The following is a 17,999-nucleotide window of genomic DNA, read 5'->3' as shown; positions in this document are numbered from 1 at the left end:
CTTTTTATTGACCAAAAATCGCCCAACCTCACAAAACACGAAGATAAAAAATCAACGGCGTTGCGCAAGAACACTTATTAACTATATGTTAATTTTTAGTTTCTTAAATGTAACCAGGAGTTGATTATGTTAACAAGAATCGGCACATCGGTCGTGGCGATCGCTGTACTGGGTGCAATGCCTGCTTACGCCCAATTCCCGGCAGGTTATCCAGCCGACTATCAAAAAATTGTGGACGGTGCGAAGAAAGAGGGCAAAGTCGTGGTGTATTCCACCACCGATACCAAAGCCGCAGGCCCGCTGATCCAGGGATTCGAAGCACAGTATCCAGGCGTTAAAGTCGAATATAACGACATGAACAGTACCGAGCTGTACAACCGTTATATCAGCGAGCAGGCAGCGGGTGGCACCAGCGGCGACGTGGTATGGAGTTCGTCGATGGACACTGCGCTGAAACTGGCCACTGACTATGCGCAAGAATATGCCTCGCCGGAACAAGGTCAACTGCCCAAGTGGGCGGTATGGAAAGAAAAAGCTTACGGAACCACCTACGAACCTGTGGTTTTCATCTATAACAAACGGCTGATCCCGCAGGGCGACGTGCCGGACTCACATGCGGCACTGGCAAAACTGATCGCCGGCCAAACCGACAAGTTCAAAAAGAAAGTCACAACCTATGACATTGAAAAGTCAGGTCTGGGTTTCATGCTGTCGGTGCAGGACTTCAAGGCTGATCCGAATTATTTCGCCACGTTGGCAGACATTGCCAAAGGGGGGCTGGCGGTTCAGTCATCCACCGGAACCATGATGGAAAGGGTATCGTCCGGTGAAAACCTGATTGGTTTCAACATCCTGGGTTCATACGCTGAAGCTCGCGCCAAAACCGACCCTTCACTCGGTATCTCGTATCCAAAAGACTACACCCTGGTGCTGTCGCGCGTGTCTTTTATCAGTAAAGAGGCTACCAACGCGAATGCGGCAAAACTGTGGCTTAACTATGTGTTGTCGGAAAAGGGCCAGAATATTCTTGCCAATCAGGCAGACATTCCCTCTATTCGCAATGACATCGAAGGCAAAAACGACATTGACGGCATGACCAAAATGCTCGGTAAAGCGCTGAAACCTATCCCGGTAGATGAAAGCCTGTTGGAGTATCTGCAACCGGCTAAACGCCTCGATTACATCAAGCAATGGCGTACTGCCGCAGCGAAATAACACAGGATCCGGACGCGCGTCTGCCATTGTGGCGCGCGCCCTTTGGTCGTCGTCGTTTACAACCATCGGGATATATTTATGGAAGCATGGCGCAGAAAGTGGCAAAGCCTGCCGCGCGGCTTGGTCGTATTGATAACCGCACTGGTTATCTACGTGCCGCTGTCGTTTATCGTGATTCAAAGTTTCCTTTCCGCTCCCTTTTTCTCGCCCTCCAAGGTGTTCAGCCTTGAGGCGTTCCAGTTCATTTTCACCGATCCGGACTTTTATAAGGCGCTAAAAAGCGGGTTTATCCTGGCGTTCGGTCTGGTGGTAATCGCCATTCCGTTAGGAGGGATCCTGGCTTTTTTGATGATCAGAACCGACTTGCCCGGCCGCCGCTTTATTGAACCACTGATCCTGGTGCCGATCTTTGTCTCGCCGATGGTCTTGGGTTTTGGTTATGTGGTGGCCGCTGGGCCGGTGGGTTTCTTTTCACTGTGGGCGGAATCGTTATTTGGTTTTGTACCGTGGAATATCTACTCGATGGCCAGCATTGTGGTGATCGCCGGGTTGACGCACGTGCCGCATGCTTATCTCTATATTTCCTCAGCTTTGCGCAGTGTGGGTTCAGACGTAGAAGAAGCCGCACGAACGGCGGGGGCATCGCCTTTGCAGGTAATGACTGCCGTTAGCTTGCCGATGGTGCGGCCCTCGATTCTGTATGCCGGGGTTTTGTTGTTTTTCCTCGGGCTGGAAGTGTTCGGCCTGATGCTGGTGCTGGGCGATCCGGAAGGTAACCTGGTACTGGCGACCTACCTGTATCAACTGACCAATAAGCTGGGCACGCCGTCTTACCATCTGATGGCCGCAGTAGCGGTGGTGCTGATCTGCATCACCATTCCGCTAGTGATGTTGCAGCGCCGCCTGATGCGTACCGCTAACCGCTTCGTCACCGTCAAGGGCAAGGCCTCACAGGCGCGGGCATTGCCGTTGGGCAAATGGCGCTGGGTTGCCGGTGCGGTGGTGGTGTTCTGGCTAACGGTGACTATCGGTGTGCCACTGGTGGGGGTGGTGCTGCGTGCTTTTATCTCTAACTGGGGGGGGGGCGTTTCAATCTGGGACGAGCTATCGCTCAATACCTTCCGCACTATCTGGCAGCAGCCGAACCTGCTGCGGGCGATCGTCAACTCGATGGCGATTGGGGTGTTCGGTGGGGCGTTGGCGGTGGTTTGTTACCTGTTTATCGGCATCGCCATGCACCGCAAACCCGACGGTGCTACCCGTTTTCTCGATTACAGCGTGCTGGTGCCGCGTGCGGTACCGGGTCTGCTGGCGGGCTTGGCATTCTTGTGGGTCTTCCTGTTCCTGCCGATGTGGCTGGATAAGTCGTTGAAAGAGGGCTGGTTGTCGGCGCTGCCGGTAGCCGAATGGCTGCGAGAGAATCTGATTGTATGGTTGCGCTCTTTGCGCAGCACCATCTTCAGCGTCTGGCTGGCGTACACCGTGGTGTGGATGGCCTATGGCCTGCGGCTGATCTCTTCGACGCTGCTGCAGGTGGGCCCGGAGCTGGAAGAGGCAGCACGCAGCGCTGGCGCGAGCCGGGGGCAGATCACCCGTCACGTTACCATTCCGCTTTCACGTTACGGCCTGATTGGTTCCTGGTTGCTGATGTTCCTGATTTTCGAGCGCGAATATTCCACCGGGGTGTATCTGTTGTCTCCGGGTACCGAAACCATAGGTTCGATGCTGGTTTCCCTGTGGGCGGCGGGCGCCATCGATATCGTCGCTGCACTTTCCTTCATTAACATCCTGTTGGTGGTGTTAGGTCTGGGTATTGCCTTGCGCTTTGGAGTGAAATTACATGATTGAACTTTCGGTAGAAAACCTGCATTTAACCTACGGCGACAACCCTGTGTTGAAGGGCGTCTCGATGGATTTAAAACGTGGCGAGGTGGTATCGCTGTTGGGGCCATCGGGCAGCGGTAAAACCACGTTGCTGCGTGCCGTTGCCGGGCTGGAAAAACCGACTCAGGGCCGCATTATCATTGGCAGCAATACTGTTTACAACGGCAGCGCGCGCAGCGAAATTCCGGCGGAGGAGCGCAACCTGGGGTTGGTGTTTCAGTCTTATGCCCTGTGGCCGCATAAAACGGTGTTTGAAAACGTCGCCTATCCGCTGAAATTACGCAAAGTCGCTTCGGCGGAAATCAACCAGCGGGTGCAAGGCGTGCTTGATCAACTTGGGCTGGGGCATTTGGGTAAGCGTCATCCGCATCAGTTGTCCGGTGGCCAGCAGCAGCGTGTGGCGATTGGTCGGGCGCTGGTGTACAACCCTCCGGTCATTCTGCTGGATGAACCCTTGTCGAATCTTGACGCCAAGCTGCGCGAAGAGGCGCGGGTATTCCTGCGTGAACTGATCATCAAGCTGGGACTTTCGGCACTGATGGTGACTCACGATCAGAACGAGGCCATGGCGATCTCCGATCGTATTTTGCTGCTCAACAACGGGAAAATCGAACAGCAGGGCACGCCACAGGAAATGTACGGTGCACCGTCCACCCTGTTTACCGCCGAGTTTATGGGCAGCAATAATCGCCTGAACGGCAAGGTAACCGAGGTGGTTGATGGCAAAGCGCGCATTGAAGGGAAAGACTGGGCGTTGTGGGGCATGGCGGGTGCCGGCGTGAAAACCGGTGAGGACGCTACGGCGGTGATCCGTGTTGAACGCGTGCGTCTGGGGGATGACCCGCAAGGCAACCAGCTCGAGTTGCCGTTGCTGACCAGCATGTATCTGGGGGATCGTTGGGAGTACCTTTTCCGTACTGTTGCTGAGGATTTTGTCGTGCGGGCCTATGGCACTGAAGTACGCGGTCAGACGCTGTGTCGACTTTCCTTACCGCCAGAGCATCTGTGGATTTTCCCTAAAGCTTAAGGGTGCAAGTCCCATAGTTGCCAAAAAATCTGGCGCGTCACAGTGGATTGGATATGAAAAAGTGTGCGCTAGATCATCTTATTCTCGCAAAGTGCCGTTCAGTTGTCAGGCAGGCTGTCGCATCTGTTCCTTTTGGTAAAACTTTGGTTTATGCTCGGCTGAAGCGTTTCAGTTGTGGTTGTATTCCACAGAAACGCCAGAGTGAAGGTGATGAGTGAAGGCTGGACCGAAGGAATAATGCGACGCGACGATTCACAGCAGGTGGTGCGCTAAAGTACTCTATGCGGGTTATCTAGATGACCCAGTCAGCGCCCTCTCAATAACGGTGAACGCGCCCGGGGAGAGAAGGCCCTTTTTCAGGAGCAGCATGACAATCCGCATAGCGATAAACGGTTTTGGCCGCATAGGCCGCAGCGTTTTACGCGCACTGTACGAATCGGGACGACGAGCGGAAATTTCCGTGGTGGCGATTAACGAATTGGCTAACGCTGAGGGAATGGCCCATCTGCTGAAATACGACTCTAGCCATGGTCGCTTTGCCTGGGATGTGCGTCAGGAATGCGACATGCTGACCGTCGGGGACGACACCATTCGTTTACTGCATCAGCCAGCGTTGGAACAGCTTCCCTGGGGTGAGCTTGGCGTAGATGTTGTGCTGGACTGTAGCGGTGTTTACGGTAGCCGGGCAGATGGTGAAGCCCATCTGGCGGCGGGGGCGAAAAAAGTGTTGTTCGCTCACCCTGGCGGTAACGATCTGGACGCCACTATCGTATTTGGCGTCAATCATCAGACGCTGCTGGCGGAACACCGTATCGTTTCCAATGCGTCATGCACCACCAACTGCATTATTCCAGTCATTAAGCTGCTGGACGATGCCTACAGCATCGAATCAGGCACCGTGACCACCATTCACTCTTCGATGAACGATCAGCCGGTGATAGATGCCTATCATCAGGATTTACGGCGTACTCGTGCAGCGAGCCAGTCGATTATTCCGGTCGACACCAAATTGGCTGCCGGTATCACCCGTATTTTCCCGCAGTTTTGCGATCGTTTCGAAGCGATTTCCGTACGCGTGCCGACCATCAACGTGACGGCCATTGATCTCAGTGTCAGTGTCAGTTCGGCGGTGAAAGTTGCAGAGGTCAACCAGCTGTTGCAAATGGCCGCACGGGGATCTTTTCGTGGTATAGTTGACTATACAGAACTACCATTAGTCTCGATCGATTTTAACCATGACCCGCATAGCGCTATCGTCGACGGTACGCAGACTCGGGTCAGCGGTCAGCACCTGATCAAGACCTTGGTCTGGTGTGATAATGAATGGGGCTTTGCCAACAGGATGTTGGATACAACACGGGCAATGGCCGCAAGCGGTTTCTAGTACGGCGGCATCGGCACTGGTCGATGCGCCGCTCAGGCAACTTTATAGTTTCTAGAGAATCAACCAAGAGGGTTCACCATGTCTGTAATTAACATGTCCGATCTGGATCTGGCAGGTAAACGCGTTCTGATCCGCTCCGATCTGAACGTTCCAGTGAAAGACGGTAAAGTGACTTCCGATGCACGTATCCGTGCCTCCCTGCCGACTATTGAAGCTGCGCTGAAACAAGGCGCCCGCGTGATGGTAACGTCCCACCTGGGTCGTCCTACCGAAGGCGAGTACAACGAAGAATTCTCCCTGCTGCCAGTTGTTAACTATCTGAAAGAACACCTGAAAAACCCGGTTCGTCTGGCGAAAGACTACCTGGATGGCGTTGACGTTGCAGAAGGTGAACTGGTTGTGCTGGAAAACGTCCGTTTCAACAAGGGCGAGAAAAAAGACGACGAAACCCTGTCCAAGAAATATGCGGCGCTGTGCGACGTGTATGTGATGGATGCTTTCGGTACCGCACACCGTGCGCAGGCGTCTACCCACGGTGTAGGCAAGTTCGCACCTGTAGCCTGTGCAGGTCCACTGCTGTCCGCAGAATTGGAAGCACTGGGTAAAGCCCTTGGCAACCCGGCCCGTCCGATGGTAGCTATCGTGGGTGGTTCTAAAGTGTCCACCAAACTGACCGTACTGGATTCCCTGTCTAAAATCGCCGATCAGCTGATCGTGGGTGGCGGTATTGCCAACACCTTCGTGGCGGCTCAGGGCAACAACGTTGGCCAGTCACTGTACGAAGCAGACCTGATCCCGAACGCCAAGAAACTGCTGGAAACCTGCGATATTCCGGTTCCGACCGACGTGCGCGTGGCGACCGAGTTCTCTGAAACTGCGGTTGCGACCGTGAAGCAGGCAAACGAGATCCAAGACAACGAGCAAATTCTGGATATGGGCGACGTCTCAGCAGAGCGTCTGGCCGTTATCCTGAAGAACGCCAAAACCATTCTGTGGAATGGCCCGGTTGGCGTATTCGAGTTCCCTAACTTCCGTCGGGGCACCGAAATTGTCGCGCGTGCTATCGCAGACAGCGAAGCCTTCTCTATCGCAGGCGGCGGCGACACCCTGGCAGCAATCGACCTGTTCGGCATTGCTGACAAGATCTCCTACATCTCAACCGGCGGCGGCGCCTTCCTGGAATTCGTGGAAGGTAAAGCGTTGCCAGCGGTAGTGATGCTGGAAGAGCGCGCTAAGCAGTAATTCAGACAGCGGGAGGCGAAAGCCGCCCGTTTGTTTTATACCCTTCAGACTTGACGTTGCATCTGTGTTGGCTGCGAGCCTTCCCGGGCCACTTACTTGAGTAAGCTTCTGGGGATTCACGCTCTTACCGCCTTGATGCAACTCCAATTATTTTGGGTAGATACCGTGTGGCATAATGCGGCGCGGCATGAAAAAATCGATTTACATCCATCTTTACCCAATAGATTTCAAGGTGTAGTCAACAGTGTTACGGCTTGAGAAATAAAGGGTATAACGGCCAACGAAACAGGACAAAGTCACATGTCTAAAATTTTTGATTTCGTAAAACCGGGTGTCATCACTGGTGATGACGTTCAGAAAGTATTCGCAGTAGCTAAAGAGAACAACTTTGCTCTGCCAGCAGTGAACTGCGTAGGTACCGACTCTATCAACGCCGTGCTGGAAACAGCAGCGAAGGTACGTGCTCCGGTTATCGTTCAGTTCTCTAACGGCGGTGCCGCGTTTATCGCCGGTAAAGGCGTGAAGACTGACGTTCCTCAGGGTGCAGCAATTCTGGGCGCTATCTCTGGTGCACATCATGTTCACCAGTTGGCTGAACATTACGGCGTGCCTGTTATTCTGCACACTGACCACTGTGCCAAGAAACTGTTGCCATGGCTGGACGGCCTGTTGGACGCTGGCGAAAAACACTTCGCAGCGACCGGCAAACCCCTGTTCTCTTCTCACATGATCGATCTGTCTGAAGAGTCTCTGGAAGAAAACATCGAAATTTGCAGCAAATACCTGACTCGCATGGCGAAGATCGGTATGACCCTGGAAATCGAACTGGGCTGCACCGGCGGTGAAGAAGATGGCGTGGACAACAGCCATATGGACGCATCAGCTCTGTACACCCAACCAGAAGATGTGGCTTACGCGTACGAAAAACTGAACGCGATCAGCCCACGCTTCACTATCGCAGCGTCCTTCGGTAACGTGCACGGCGTTTATAAGCCAGGCAACGTTAAACTGACTCCGACCATTCTGCGTGATTCTCAGGACTACGTGTCCAAGAAATTCAATCTGCCACACAACAGCCTGAACTTCGTGTTCCACGGCGGTTCCGGTTCTACCGATGCAGAGATCAAAGAATCCGTAGGTTACGGCGTGATCAAGATGAACATCGATACCGATACCCAATGGGCAACCTGGGACGGTATTCTGCAGTACTACAAAGCGAACGAAGCTTACCTGCAGGGTCAGTTGGGCAACCCGAAAGGCGCCGACCAGCCGAACAAGAAATACTACGATCCACGCGTATGGCTGCGTTCAGCTCAGACTTCCATGATTACTCGTCTGGAACAGGCTTTCAAAGATCTGAACGCAGTAGACGTTCTGTAATCTTGCCTGGCTGTTAGTCATAAAGGCTCCCTTCGGGGAGCCTTTTTTGTTTCTAACTTAGCAAACTGGCGCCGACGTTGATCGACAATCCCAAAATTACCAGGTTGAAGACAAAGGAAATCACCGATTGCAGCAGTGCGACTTTGCGTACTTCTGCCGCGCCGACCGCAACGTCGGCGGTTTGCGACGCCACGGCAATGGTGAATGAGAAATAGGCGAAGTCCCAATAGGTGGGCTCTTTGAGGTTACCGGGAAACAGCAAAGGCAAAGGATCTTGCTGTGCGCCCTGGCGGTAAAACTGATGGGCATAATGCATGGTGAATGCGGTCGGTAGCAGCAGCCATGACACCACCAGCGTGGTGCCGGTTAACACCAGGTGCAATGTTCTCAGTGAGTCACTGACCTGCTTGGCTGTACTCAGTTCAAACAGAATGGACAAAATGCTCACCAGGCAGCCGATGCTGACCAACGCCAGAACCATGCTGGCGCTTTCGTCCTGTGCGCGAGCTAGCTGACGGATGTGTTTGGGTGTACTGACCAGCATCAACCGCCAGAGAAACAGCAGGTAGAGCCAGGCCAGTGTGTTCCAGCCGAGCATTAACCGTTGCAGTTGAGAGAGTTGGGCGGGGAGTAACAGATAGCACAAAATACCTGCGCCCACAGAAAGTAACAGCCGCGGACGAACCTGCCAGTAGTGCCTGAGCGGGGAGAGAATATGCATAACGGACAGGTTCCTTGTCTTAATAAAGTGAGAGTGCTGTGTTCAGCATAGAAGATGCCGGGCCGCCGTTTTGGCTATTTTTAGCGCTTACGCTTGGCATGCTGCGTGAATGTTGGTTAACCTAGGGCGGTGGTTTCCTACTGACATCTGATGTCGGTGTATTTTTGAGAGTTTATCCCTTTAGGGGCTGAGTTAGGACGACACGAATGAAAGATCTGAACGTAGTAGATGGCATTAATGGTGCCGGTAACTGGCTTGTGCAGAACCAGGATTTATTGATTCAGTATGCAGTGAACATCGTTGCGGCGATCGTTATTTTCATCATCGGTTCGATCATTGCACGCGTAGTTAGCAATGCGGTAAACCGCGTGATGAAGCTGCGCGGTATCGATGCCACGGTAGCAGATTTCCTGTCGGCAATGGCGCGTTACGGCATTCTGGCCTTCACCTTTATCGCTGTGTTGGGGCGCGTTGGCGTACAGACCACCTCAGTGATCGCCGTGCTGGGTGCCGCCGGTTTGGCCGTGGGTCTGGCGCTGCAAGGCTCGCTGTCCAACTTCGCCGCAGGCGTGTTGCTGGTGGCCTTCCGTCCGTTGCGTGCCGGTGAGTATGTCGATTTGGGCGGCGTGGCCGGTACCGTCGACCAGGTGCAGATTTTCTCCACCACGCTGCGCACCGCAGACAACAAGACCATCGTCGTGCCGAATGGCAAAATTATCGCTGGTAACATCATCAACTATTCCCGCGAACCAAACCGCCGTGTGGATATCGTGGTTGGCGTGGCGTATAACGCTGATATCGACGTGGTGAAAAAGGTTCTGGGTGACGTGATCGCTGCCGACAAGCGCATCATGCACGCCAAAGGCGTGACCGTGCGTCTGAACGAGATGGCACCGTCTTCACTGAACTTTGTGACCCGCTCCTGGACCACAAATGCTGAATACTGGAACGTGTACTTTGATCTGATGGAAAACTTCAAGCGCGCGCTGGATGCCAACAACATAGGCATTCCGTTCCCGCAGATGGATGTTCATCTGTACCGTACTGAAGAAGCTACCGCGAAAGCGGAATAAATAATAGAGAAGGGGGCCAAGGCCCCTTTTTTTATGGCTGGCCGAATCGACATCACTGAGATGGCGGCTCGGCTTTTTTATTGGGTCAGTTGGGTAATACAGAGCCAGACGCCGTTGTCCGGGGGCTCACACTAAGCCGATAGAGCAGGAAGATGGCGGCAGCGCCCACCAGCACCGGCAGCGCCAGCCAGATAAAGAACATCTCAGTAGAGCCTGAGGCGACAATCATCCAGGCACCGAGCATCGAGCCAATGATGGAGCCGAAGCGGCCGCTCGCCATTGCCCAACTGACCCCGGTTACGCGAGCTGCTGTGGGGTAGATAGTGGCAGAGACCAGGTTCAGGCCGTTCTGCGCGCCAGCCACACCAAAACCGATAAGGAACACCGTGGCCGCCAGGGTGTAGACGTCCCCCATCAGGTAACCGGTGGCACCGACAACCAGCGCGGCACCCAGGTAGGACAGAGCAAGTACCCGGTATGGCCCGATACGGTCCATCAGCAGCGCCATAAGGATGGCACCGAGAGTCCCGCCTAATGGCACCATCGCCCCAATGCGCGAGGCCTGGACGATATCGTAACCGACATCCTTTAGAATGCTTGGTAGCCAACTGGTGAGCTGGTAAAAGACGAACAGCGAACAGAAAAACGCCACCCACAACAGCAGGGTGCGTACTGCACGACCTTCTATAAACAGGTGCGATATCGGTGAGTTGGCCTTTACTGGCCGTTCGTCATCGACAATTGTCACGCCTGCCCAGCTTTTGTCGGTGATACGCTCGACTACCTTACGCAAGTTATCGGCATGTTTCGGGCTGGAAGTCATAAAGCGAACTGATTCGGGCATTTGCCAGGCCAGCAACGGCAGCAACAGCAACGGCGCAATGCCACCGAGCATTAACACGCCACGCCAGCCGAAGGCAGGGATAATTTGCCCTGCGAGTATGCCGCCCAAAGCCAAGCCAGCGGTGAAGCCACTCCAACTCAGTGTGACCATGATCATCCTGCGACGTACCGGAGAGTATTCCGAACTGAGGGTGATGCAGGTGGGCATCGCACCACCTAAACCGATGCCGGTGATGAACCGCAGCAGGATCAACGACTCGATTGAATGGGTATACGCCGAGGCCAGGGTTCCCCCGCCAAAAATCAGTATCGAAACGAGCAGCACGCGTTTGCGGCCTATGGCATCGGCGACCGGACCGAAGATCAGGCTGCCGATCAACAGACCAAACAATCCTGCACCAAAGGCAGGTGATAACTGTGCCGGCAACAACTGCCACTCTTCGCGTAAGGCCGGGGCGATATAGCCGATGATTGCGGTATCAAAACCGTCCAGCAAGACGATCAGAAAACACAGAGTAAGAATCAGTATCTGATAAGGCGAGATCTTGGCGTTGTCGATGATCTCACTGATACGAGCGGTGTTTTGGCTCATAAGAGTTCCACTTAATTAGGCTGGTGTGGAGCTGGCTGGAGGGCAGAGTAGGCGTCAGGTTCCTGTTGAAACGAGCCTGATCCAAAGCCGCTTTGGCTGGCATGGTGTAGATACCCGAGTATACATCAGAGCCAAGGGCTTGAGGCGATGTGACGGCTTACCCAGTGAGTTTTTACGTAAGGGGAAAGAAGAGAGCCAGCGCGCTGTATGACGAATTTGTAGTGGTTTGTATTTTGCCTGACACTCATAAGCTATTTCTTTCCGTGGCGTTCAACGAGTATGGCTTCTGATGAATTCTTTCAACATTTTTCCGGCAGCATTAATATGCTTAATTACTTCTCTACTTGCCACATCGGGGTTTCTCTGTCTGCAAGCAACTAAAATACTTGCATGATCATCCTGGAACTTACTCGTATTAGCCAGTAGCTGCCGTTGAAGATATTCGTATCTTTCTATCTGATTTCGCAATTCATCTATCATTGCCAGCAGTCGTTTGTTTTTACATCCACTATATAAAAGATGATGAAACTCATGATTATATAACCCCTGTTTTTCAAAATCGGGGGTATTAGCGAGAAGTTTATGGGTGAGTTCAGCTCTCTCCAGAGTATCCATATCCAAGTTCTGCACGCTCTGAGAGATAGCATCTCCTTCTAACAAGGCTCGTAGCTGATAGATCTCGTCAATATCATCACATGAAAGCGTCCTGACGATAGCGCCACGGTTTCTAAAAATCTCAACCAGACCATCACGCTCCAGTTGCCTGATTGCCTCTCTCATCGGAATTCGGCTAACAGAAAAATGGCTGGCAAGCTCCCTCTCAACCAATCGTTCACCGTCTGGAAGGGTTCCGTTGTTAATCATCTTTCTTAACTCATCAGCAAGCATGCCCGCAGTTGATTGACCCGTCAGGTTCATAAATTTCTCCTTTATTTTATGGTATAATGGTATACCATCTTGCGAGGTGAGTCCAGAATCGCAGAAACAGGCAGGGCTCTATCACCAGAAAATCCATTGTTGTAACTGCTCAGGAGCAATAGAAATGGCCCATCGCGAACATCACTACCAAGTTAACGTTGAGTGGCAAGGCAACAAAGGTAGCGGCACAGAATCCTACAAAGCATATGATCGTAATTATGAAATTACGGCAGGTGACAAACCCAGTATTTTAGGGTCATCGGATCCCGCGTTTCTGGGGGATGCCACTCGTTGGAATCCAGAGGATCTTCTTGTTGCTTCGGCATCTGCCTGTCACAAATTATGGTATCTGCATCTTTGTGCTGAAGCGGGGATAAGTGTTTGTACTTATATTGACCGGGCTGAGGGGACAATGCGTGAGGGGGAAAAAGGGTGTTTCACAGAAATTATTCTAAAACCTGAAATAACCATTCGATCCGGAGATGATATTAAACGTGCTCTGGATCTTCATCACCGCGCGCATGAGCTCTGTTTCATTGCTAACTCCCTTAATTTTCCGATTACCTGTCAACCGGTAATAACGCAAATGTGAGAGTGATAAACCACCCATTGGGTATAATTTGTTTTCACCAGATATCTCAAAACATCTGGTGAAAACTATTCATACAGGAACTGAGGCCTGCCAACTCACTCTATTGCCCGTAGTAGGCATGCTTGCCGTGTTTGCGCAGATAATGTTTGTCCAGTAGCGCGGGTTGCATGCTGTTAATACCCGGCGTCAGCTGGCGCGAGAAAATCCCCATATAAGCAATTTCTTCCAGCACCACTGCATTATGCACCGCGCTATGCGCATCTTTGCCCCAGGCAAAGGGACCATGTGAATTGACCAGCACTGCCGGAATGGCATTTGGGTCGATGCCACGTCGATGGAAGGTGTCGATAATCACCTTGCCGGTTTCGAGTTCGTAATCATGCGCAATTTCGTCTTCGGTCATGAGGCGGGTGCAGGGAATCGCGCCGTAGAAGTAATCGGCGTGAGTGGTACCCCAGGCGGGAATATCCAGTCCGGCCTGCGCCCAGATGGTGGCGTGGCGTGAATGGGTATGTACGATGCCGCCGATCTCAGCAAATTCACGGTATAGCGCCAGGTGGGTAGCGGTGTCTGAAGAGGGCTTTTTGTTACCCTCGACAGTTTGGCCGTTGGCGAGGCTGACCACCACCATGTCCTCGGCCACCATATGTTCATATTCCACGCCGGAAGGCTTGATCACCACCAGCCGGCGTTCGCGATCCACTGCGCTCACATTGCCCCAGGTGAAGGTCACCAGATTGTGGCGCGGCAGGTCGAGGTTGGCTTCCAGTACCTGCTGTTTCAGTTGCGGCAGCGTTAGCATGTCATACCCCCTTGTTGCATTTTTTGTTCGATCCAACGGCGTGCCTGTACGATTTCGGCCACCGGTTCTTCGGCTTTCTCGGTCCACATCTCGATCAGGAAAGCGCCGCGATAGTTAAGCTGTTTCAGCGTGCGGAATACCGCGACGAAGTCGACGCAGCCTTCGCCAAAGGGCACATCGCGGAACTGTCCCGGTGAGCTTTCAGTGACCGGATAGGTGTCTTTCAGATGGATGGCGGCGATGCGGTCAATACCCAGCGCCAGCTCCTGCGCCACGTCATTGCCCCAGGCGCTGAGATTGCCGACGTCCGGATAGACCGTGAACCACGGCGATGCCAGGCAGGCGTCCCAGGCCTTCCATTTGCTGATCGAGTTCATAAATGCGGTGTCCATGATTTCCACCGCCAGCATCACCTGGGCGGCGGCGGCGCGTTCGACGGCCCATTGCATACCCTCGGTGAAACGGGCGAGGGTGCTTTCGTCCTGTTGTTCGTAATAGACGTCATAACCGGCGAGCTGGATGGTGCGTATACCCACATCTTTTGCCAGTTGGATCGCCTGTTCCATCACCTCAAAGGCGCGTTGGCGCAGCGCATCGTCATGGCTGCCGAACGGAAAGCGGCGGTGGCCGGACAGGCACATCGACGGGATGCTGATGCCGGTTTCCAGCATGGCGCTGACCAGCGACAGCCGCTGTTCTTTGCTCCAGCTCAGGCGTGCCAGCCGATCGTCGCTTTCATCCACCGACATTTCGACAAAATCAAAACCGCAGGCCTTGGCCAGTGCCAGACGCTCGGGCCAGGTCAGGTGTTTCGGCAAGGCTTTTTCATAAATTCCCAGTGGGTGCTGGCGCATATCAACTTCTCCAGATGTCATCAATGACGGTGCGGAACTGACCGGCGGCGGCCAGTGGATCGGTAGCCTCCGCCAGCGCCCGGCCGACGATAAAAGCGGTGACGGCGATGTCTTTAAACAGCGATAGGTCAGTCGGTGTGATGCCGCCGGTGATCGACAGCTCAATGCCCAGATCCGACAGTGCTTTCATCAGATCCAAATCTTGTTGGCCCCAGGTTTGTCCGCTGGCCTGCGCGTCGCGGCCACGGTGGTAGATGGCCTGGCGGATGCCGAGTTCGCGCCACTGCCTGGCATCGTCCAGCGTCCAGCGGCCGAATAGCTCAATCTGGATCTCGCCCTGATACTGTTGCGCTACCTCCTGCGCGCTGGCCATGGTGGCTAACGGCGCGGCGCAGATCACCGTCATCCAGTTGGCACCGTGGCTGAAGGCCTGCTGCGCCAGCGTGCCACCGGCATCGGCTACTTTCAGATCGGCCACCAGCGTATGTTGTGGGCAGCGTTCACGCAGCGCGCGCACCGCCTGAATACCGGCGCTGATGCATAAAATGGTGCCAGCCTCGATGATGTCGACGTGCGGTTGCAGGCGTTCCGCCGTTTGCAGTGCGGTGTCCAGCCGGGTGTGATCGAGCGCCAGTTGCAGACGTGGTTTATGACTCATAGGGCCTCCTTTTCGGTGGATTGCAGCGTTTGTAACGTCGCCACCAGTGCCTGATAACGGTGATATTTCTTACCGTAAGCTTCAGCGGCGGTGGCATCCGGCAGTACCCGTTCGATGCGCGGTGCCAGCGCCCGCTGGGCGGCTGTGAAATCGCTGAATGCGCCGCTGCCGACCATCGCTGCCATGGCTGCACCTAAGCAGCCGGTTTCTTCTACCTGCGGCAGTTCCACCGGCAGGCCGCTGACGTCGGCGAACATTTGCATCCATGGAACGGATTTTGCCGGGCCGCCGGTGACGCGTAGGGCGGTGGCCGCAGGGAAGCGTTGCCGCATTCGGTTAAGGTGAGTCATATGGCAGAACACCACGCCTTCGTAGATCGCCTGCACCAGATGTTCGCGCTGGTGGAAGGCCTGCATGCCGTGGAAGCTGGCGCTTAGGCCCAGCCCTGCGTTGGAGCCGTACAGGAAGGGAACAAACAGCAGGCTGCTGTCGGCCTTCCGCAGCGTTGTTACCCAGTCATTGAGCTGGGCGTAGTCCTGAAGCCCCCATTGACGGCAGAACCACTCCAGATTGGCGGCAGAGGTTGGGCTGGCTTCGTGCACAATGTATTTGCCGGCTTCGGCGTGGCGACCATAAACAAACGGGTGGTCGCAACCTTCGGTGATTTTGTCGGTAATGCCGCTGGTAACCGACCAGGTGCCCATCACCGCATTGAGCCGCGTCTCGTCGTGTAACCCGGCGCACAGTGCGGTGGACACCACATCGAACAGCCCGCCGACTACTGGCGTACCCGCTAATAGCCCTGTTACCGTCGCAGCGGCGGCATTGATCCGCCCGGCGATGTCGACCGAGCCAACAATGGGTGGCAGTGCTGGCATGATGTCGCCGATGCCTAGCAGTTGCGCCAGGGCCGGGTCATAGCGACCGTCTGCCATGTGATAAAGATTGGATTCGGAGATATTGGTTTCTTCACAGGCCAACTCACCGGTCAGGCAGTAGCGCAGGTAATCGTGCGCCATCAGCACGCTGCCGATCTGGCGATAACGTTCCGGCTGGTGTTGCCGAACCCAGCGCAGCAGCGACACCGGGTGACCTGTCCACAATGTTTGCCGGGTCTGCGGATACAGCCGCTGTGGCACGCCCTGTTTTTGCCATTCCTGTACCAGCGTCAGTGCGCGCTGATCAGAAGACAGCATGGCATTGCCCAGTGGCTGCCCTTGCTTGTCCAGCAGAAACGCGCCTTTGCCCTGCGCCGAGATGCCGACGGCCTGAATATCACCGGCAGCAATGTTGTTGCGAGCCAGCAACTCGCGGATCACCTCGGCAGCGGTATGCCATAGAGCTGGCATATCCCGTTCCGCCCAACCCGGTTGGGGCGAGATAATTTCCATGTTGCGCCGGGCGATACCCAACTCAGTTCCCTGACGGTCATACAGCCCGGCCTTGATAAAGGTGCCGCCGCAGTCCAGCCCCAGCCAATAGTCCATTATTCGGCCCTCGTGCTTTGGTCGCATTTATTCGGCAGCATCAGCGCCAACACCGACGCAATGGCCAGTGATACCGCCAGGCTGTAAACGCCGACATCTTTGCTGAACAGGCTGATCAATACGCCGACCATATAAGGGCCGCAGAACCCCCCCAGGTTGCCCAGCGCGTTGATCACACCGCGTGCACCACCGGCCACTTCAGCATTGAAAAGTTTGGGCGGAATGGTCCAGAACACCCCGGCGGCGGCCTGAATGAAGACCCCACAGCCGACCAACGCGGCATAGGACCACCAGATGTGATCTTTCAACAGCACCGACAACGCCATGCAGATGGCGAAGCAGGCCAGCGGCAGCGCGACGAAGATTTTGCGTTTACCGGTACGATCGGAGAGTGAGGAAATCACCAGCATGCCGAAGATGGCGCCGATGTAGGGCAGGATCGCCAGCATCCCCACCTGTTCCATATTGCCGTTGGTCAGCCCCTTGAGGATGGTTGGCAGCCACAAGGTGTAGCCGTAAATTCCGGTCTGGTAGAAGAAGTTCACCAGGATCAGCTGCCACATGATCTTGTCGCCCAGCACCCGGCGTAGCGAGGCATTGCGCACCGTTTTGCCCTTGATCAGCAGTTGTTCGTCATGCAGTGTTTTGATCAGATAGTCCCTTTCCGCTGCTGAAATCCACTTGGCTTCCTGCGGGCGGTTGCTGATGGTGAAGTACCACAGCACCATCACCACCAGCGACAGCGCGCCTTCCACCAGGAACAACATGCGCCAGTCCCAGACGGTGATGATCCAGCCGGACAGCGGGGCGGTGAGAATCCCGGCGATGGGGACGAACATGATGACGATGGCGTTGGCGCGGCCGCGCTCCTTGTCCGGGAACCAGTTGCTGATCATGGTCAGCACCACCGGCAGCATGCCGCCCTCGGAGACGCCCAAGGCAAAGCGCAGGAACAGCAGTTGGTACTGGTTGCTGACCAACCCGGTCAGCACTGAAATCACCGCCCAGGCCAGCAGTGACCAGCCGATGAATTTTTTGCCGTTGCCGTACACTGCCAGCTTGCCGCCGGGCACCTGTAGGAACAGATAACCAATAAAGAAGATGCCGCCGGCCAGACCGGCCATCGAAGCGGTGATACCCAGTTCGGCATCCATACCACCAGGCATGGCGAAGGCGATATTTACCCGGTCCATATAGGAAATGATGCAGGTAATAAGAATCGGCGGCACGATTCGCAACCAGCGTAATTTGGGGATCGCCTGGTTTTGGCTAACGGAAACAGAGGCAATATTCATATATACACCTGTAGGGTCAGATTTTATTGTTT

At 54.6% G+C, this 17,999-nt stretch carries 16 protein-coding genes; 8 read left to right on the top strand and 8 right to left on the bottom strand.

The window, feature by feature from the left end; all coding sequences use genetic code 11:
- Positions 1-177: 177 nt before the first annotated feature.
- The 6 genes from SGBXF1_RS20050 (at position 178) to fbaA (ending at position 8,132) form a co-directional block, all read left to right on the top strand.
- Positions 178-1,215: an ABC transporter substrate-binding protein gene (locus SGBXF1_RS20050; RefSeq protein WP_370452816.1), complete on the top strand. Its 1,038-nt coding sequence runs from the start codon at positions 178-180 to the stop codon at positions 1,213-1,215.
- A 78-nt stretch (positions 1,216-1,293) separates the two neighbouring features.
- Positions 1,294-3,063 (top strand): ABC transporter permease, encoded by a 1,770-nt coding sequence (locus SGBXF1_RS20045; protein ID WP_186427435.1) that lies wholly within the window; start codon positions 1,294-1,296, stop codon positions 3,061-3,063.
- Positions 3,056-4,126 carry an ABC transporter ATP-binding protein gene (locus SGBXF1_RS20040; protein ID WP_186427434.1) on the top strand — a complete coding sequence of 357 codons (1,071 nt, stop codon included), beginning with the start codon at positions 3,056-3,058 and terminating at the stop codon, positions 4,124-4,126. The genes SGBXF1_RS20045 and SGBXF1_RS20040 overlap by 8 nt, the downstream gene beginning before the upstream one ends.
- A gap of 367 nt (positions 4,127-4,493) precedes the next feature.
- Positions 4,494-5,510 carry an erythrose-4-phosphate dehydrogenase gene (gene epd, locus SGBXF1_RS20035; protein ID WP_037426796.1) on the top strand — a complete coding sequence of 339 codons (1,017 nt, stop codon included), beginning with the start codon at positions 4,494-4,496 and terminating at the stop codon, positions 5,508-5,510.
- A 78-nt stretch (positions 5,511-5,588) separates the two neighbouring features.
- Positions 5,589-6,752 (top strand): phosphoglycerate kinase, encoded by a 1,164-nt coding sequence (pgk, locus tag SGBXF1_RS20030; RefSeq protein ID WP_061808393.1) that lies wholly within the window; start codon positions 5,589-5,591, stop codon positions 6,750-6,752.
- 300 nt (positions 6,753-7,052) lie between these two features.
- The gene (gene fbaA / locus SGBXF1_RS20025; RefSeq protein WP_037426794.1) at positions 7,053-8,132 is read left to right on the top strand and encodes a class II fructose-bisphosphate aldolase; all 1,080 of its coding nucleotides are present in this window, start codon (positions 7,053-7,055) and stop codon (positions 8,130-8,132) included.
- Positions 8,133-8,184: 52 nt separating this feature from the next.
- On the opposite strand, the gene SGBXF1_RS20020 is transcribed toward fbaA, so the two are convergent.
- Positions 8,185-8,853 (bottom strand): DUF1345 domain-containing protein, encoded by a 669-nt coding sequence (locus SGBXF1_RS20020; RefSeq protein WP_037426790.1) that lies wholly within the window; start codon positions 8,851-8,853, stop codon positions 8,185-8,187.
- Between the two features lie 206 nt (positions 8,854-9,059).
- Between SGBXF1_RS20020 and mscS the strand changes: the two genes are divergently transcribed.
- On the top strand, positions 9,060-9,926 hold the full coding sequence (mscS, locus tag SGBXF1_RS20015; RefSeq protein WP_037426788.1) for a small-conductance mechanosensitive channel MscS: 867 nt from the start codon (positions 9,060-9,062) through the stop codon (positions 9,924-9,926).
- Positions 9,927-10,011: 85 nt separating this feature from the next.
- On the opposite strand, the gene SGBXF1_RS20010 is transcribed toward mscS, so the two are convergent.
- A complete protein-coding gene (locus tag SGBXF1_RS20010) occupies positions 10,012-11,361 on the bottom strand; it encodes an MFS transporter (RefSeq protein ID WP_186427433.1) in 1,350 nt (449 codons plus the stop codon).
- Positions 11,362-11,631: 270 nt separating this feature from the next.
- Entirely contained in the window at positions 11,632-12,279 is a 648-nt protein-coding gene (locus SGBXF1_RS20005) for a GntR family transcriptional regulator (protein ID WP_037426784.1), read from the bottom strand.
- A 124-nt stretch (positions 12,280-12,403) separates the two neighbouring features.
- Here SGBXF1_RS20005 and SGBXF1_RS20000 point away from each other — a divergent pair, with 124 nt between their 5' ends.
- Positions 12,404-12,871 (top strand): OsmC family protein, encoded by a 468-nt coding sequence (locus tag SGBXF1_RS20000; RefSeq protein WP_130381965.1) that lies wholly within the window; start codon positions 12,404-12,406, stop codon positions 12,869-12,871.
- A 100-nt stretch (positions 12,872-12,971) separates the two neighbouring features.
- Here the strand turns inward: SGBXF1_RS20000 and araD are convergent, their stop codons facing one another.
- The 5 genes from araD to SGBXF1_RS19975 are packed head-to-tail and all read right to left on the bottom strand — an operon-like array spanning position 12,972 to position 17,967.
- Positions 12,972-13,673, bottom strand: coding sequence for an L-ribulose-5-phosphate 4-epimerase (araD, locus tag SGBXF1_RS19995; RefSeq protein WP_186427432.1), 702 nt, complete (start codon positions 13,671-13,673; stop codon positions 12,972-12,974).
- Positions 13,667-14,527 carry an L-ribulose-5-phosphate 3-epimerase gene (locus SGBXF1_RS19990; protein WP_061808397.1) on the bottom strand — a complete coding sequence of 287 codons (861 nt, stop codon included), beginning with the start codon at positions 14,525-14,527 and terminating at the stop codon, positions 13,667-13,669. Before SGBXF1_RS19990 ends, araD begins: the two co-directional genes overlap by 7 nt.
- 1 nt (position 14,528) lies before the next feature.
- Positions 14,529-15,185 carry a 3-keto-L-gulonate-6-phosphate decarboxylase UlaD gene (ulaD, locus tag SGBXF1_RS19985; RefSeq protein WP_186427431.1) on the bottom strand — a complete coding sequence of 219 codons (657 nt, stop codon included), beginning with the start codon at positions 15,183-15,185 and terminating at the stop codon, positions 14,529-14,531.
- A complete protein-coding gene (locus SGBXF1_RS19980) occupies positions 15,182-16,672 on the bottom strand; it encodes an FGGY-family carbohydrate kinase (protein WP_272947666.1) in 1,491 nt (496 codons plus the stop codon). The genes ulaD and SGBXF1_RS19980 overlap by 4 nt, the downstream gene beginning before the upstream one ends.
- Positions 16,672-17,967: an MFS transporter gene (locus SGBXF1_RS19975; RefSeq protein WP_037418206.1), complete on the bottom strand. Its 1,296-nt coding sequence runs from the start codon at positions 17,965-17,967 to the stop codon at positions 16,672-16,674. Before SGBXF1_RS19975 ends, SGBXF1_RS19980 begins: the two co-directional genes overlap by 1 nt.
- Between the last annotated feature and the right edge of the window lie 32 nt (positions 17,968-17,999).

It is taken from the genome of Serratia grimesii (assembly GCF_900186025.1).
GTDB classification, from domain to species: domain Bacteria; phylum Pseudomonadota; class Gammaproteobacteria; order Enterobacterales; family Enterobacteriaceae; genus Serratia; species Serratia grimesii.
Note: the sequence above shows the minus strand (reverse complement) of the source record. Positions and strands in the feature narration are given on the sequence as shown.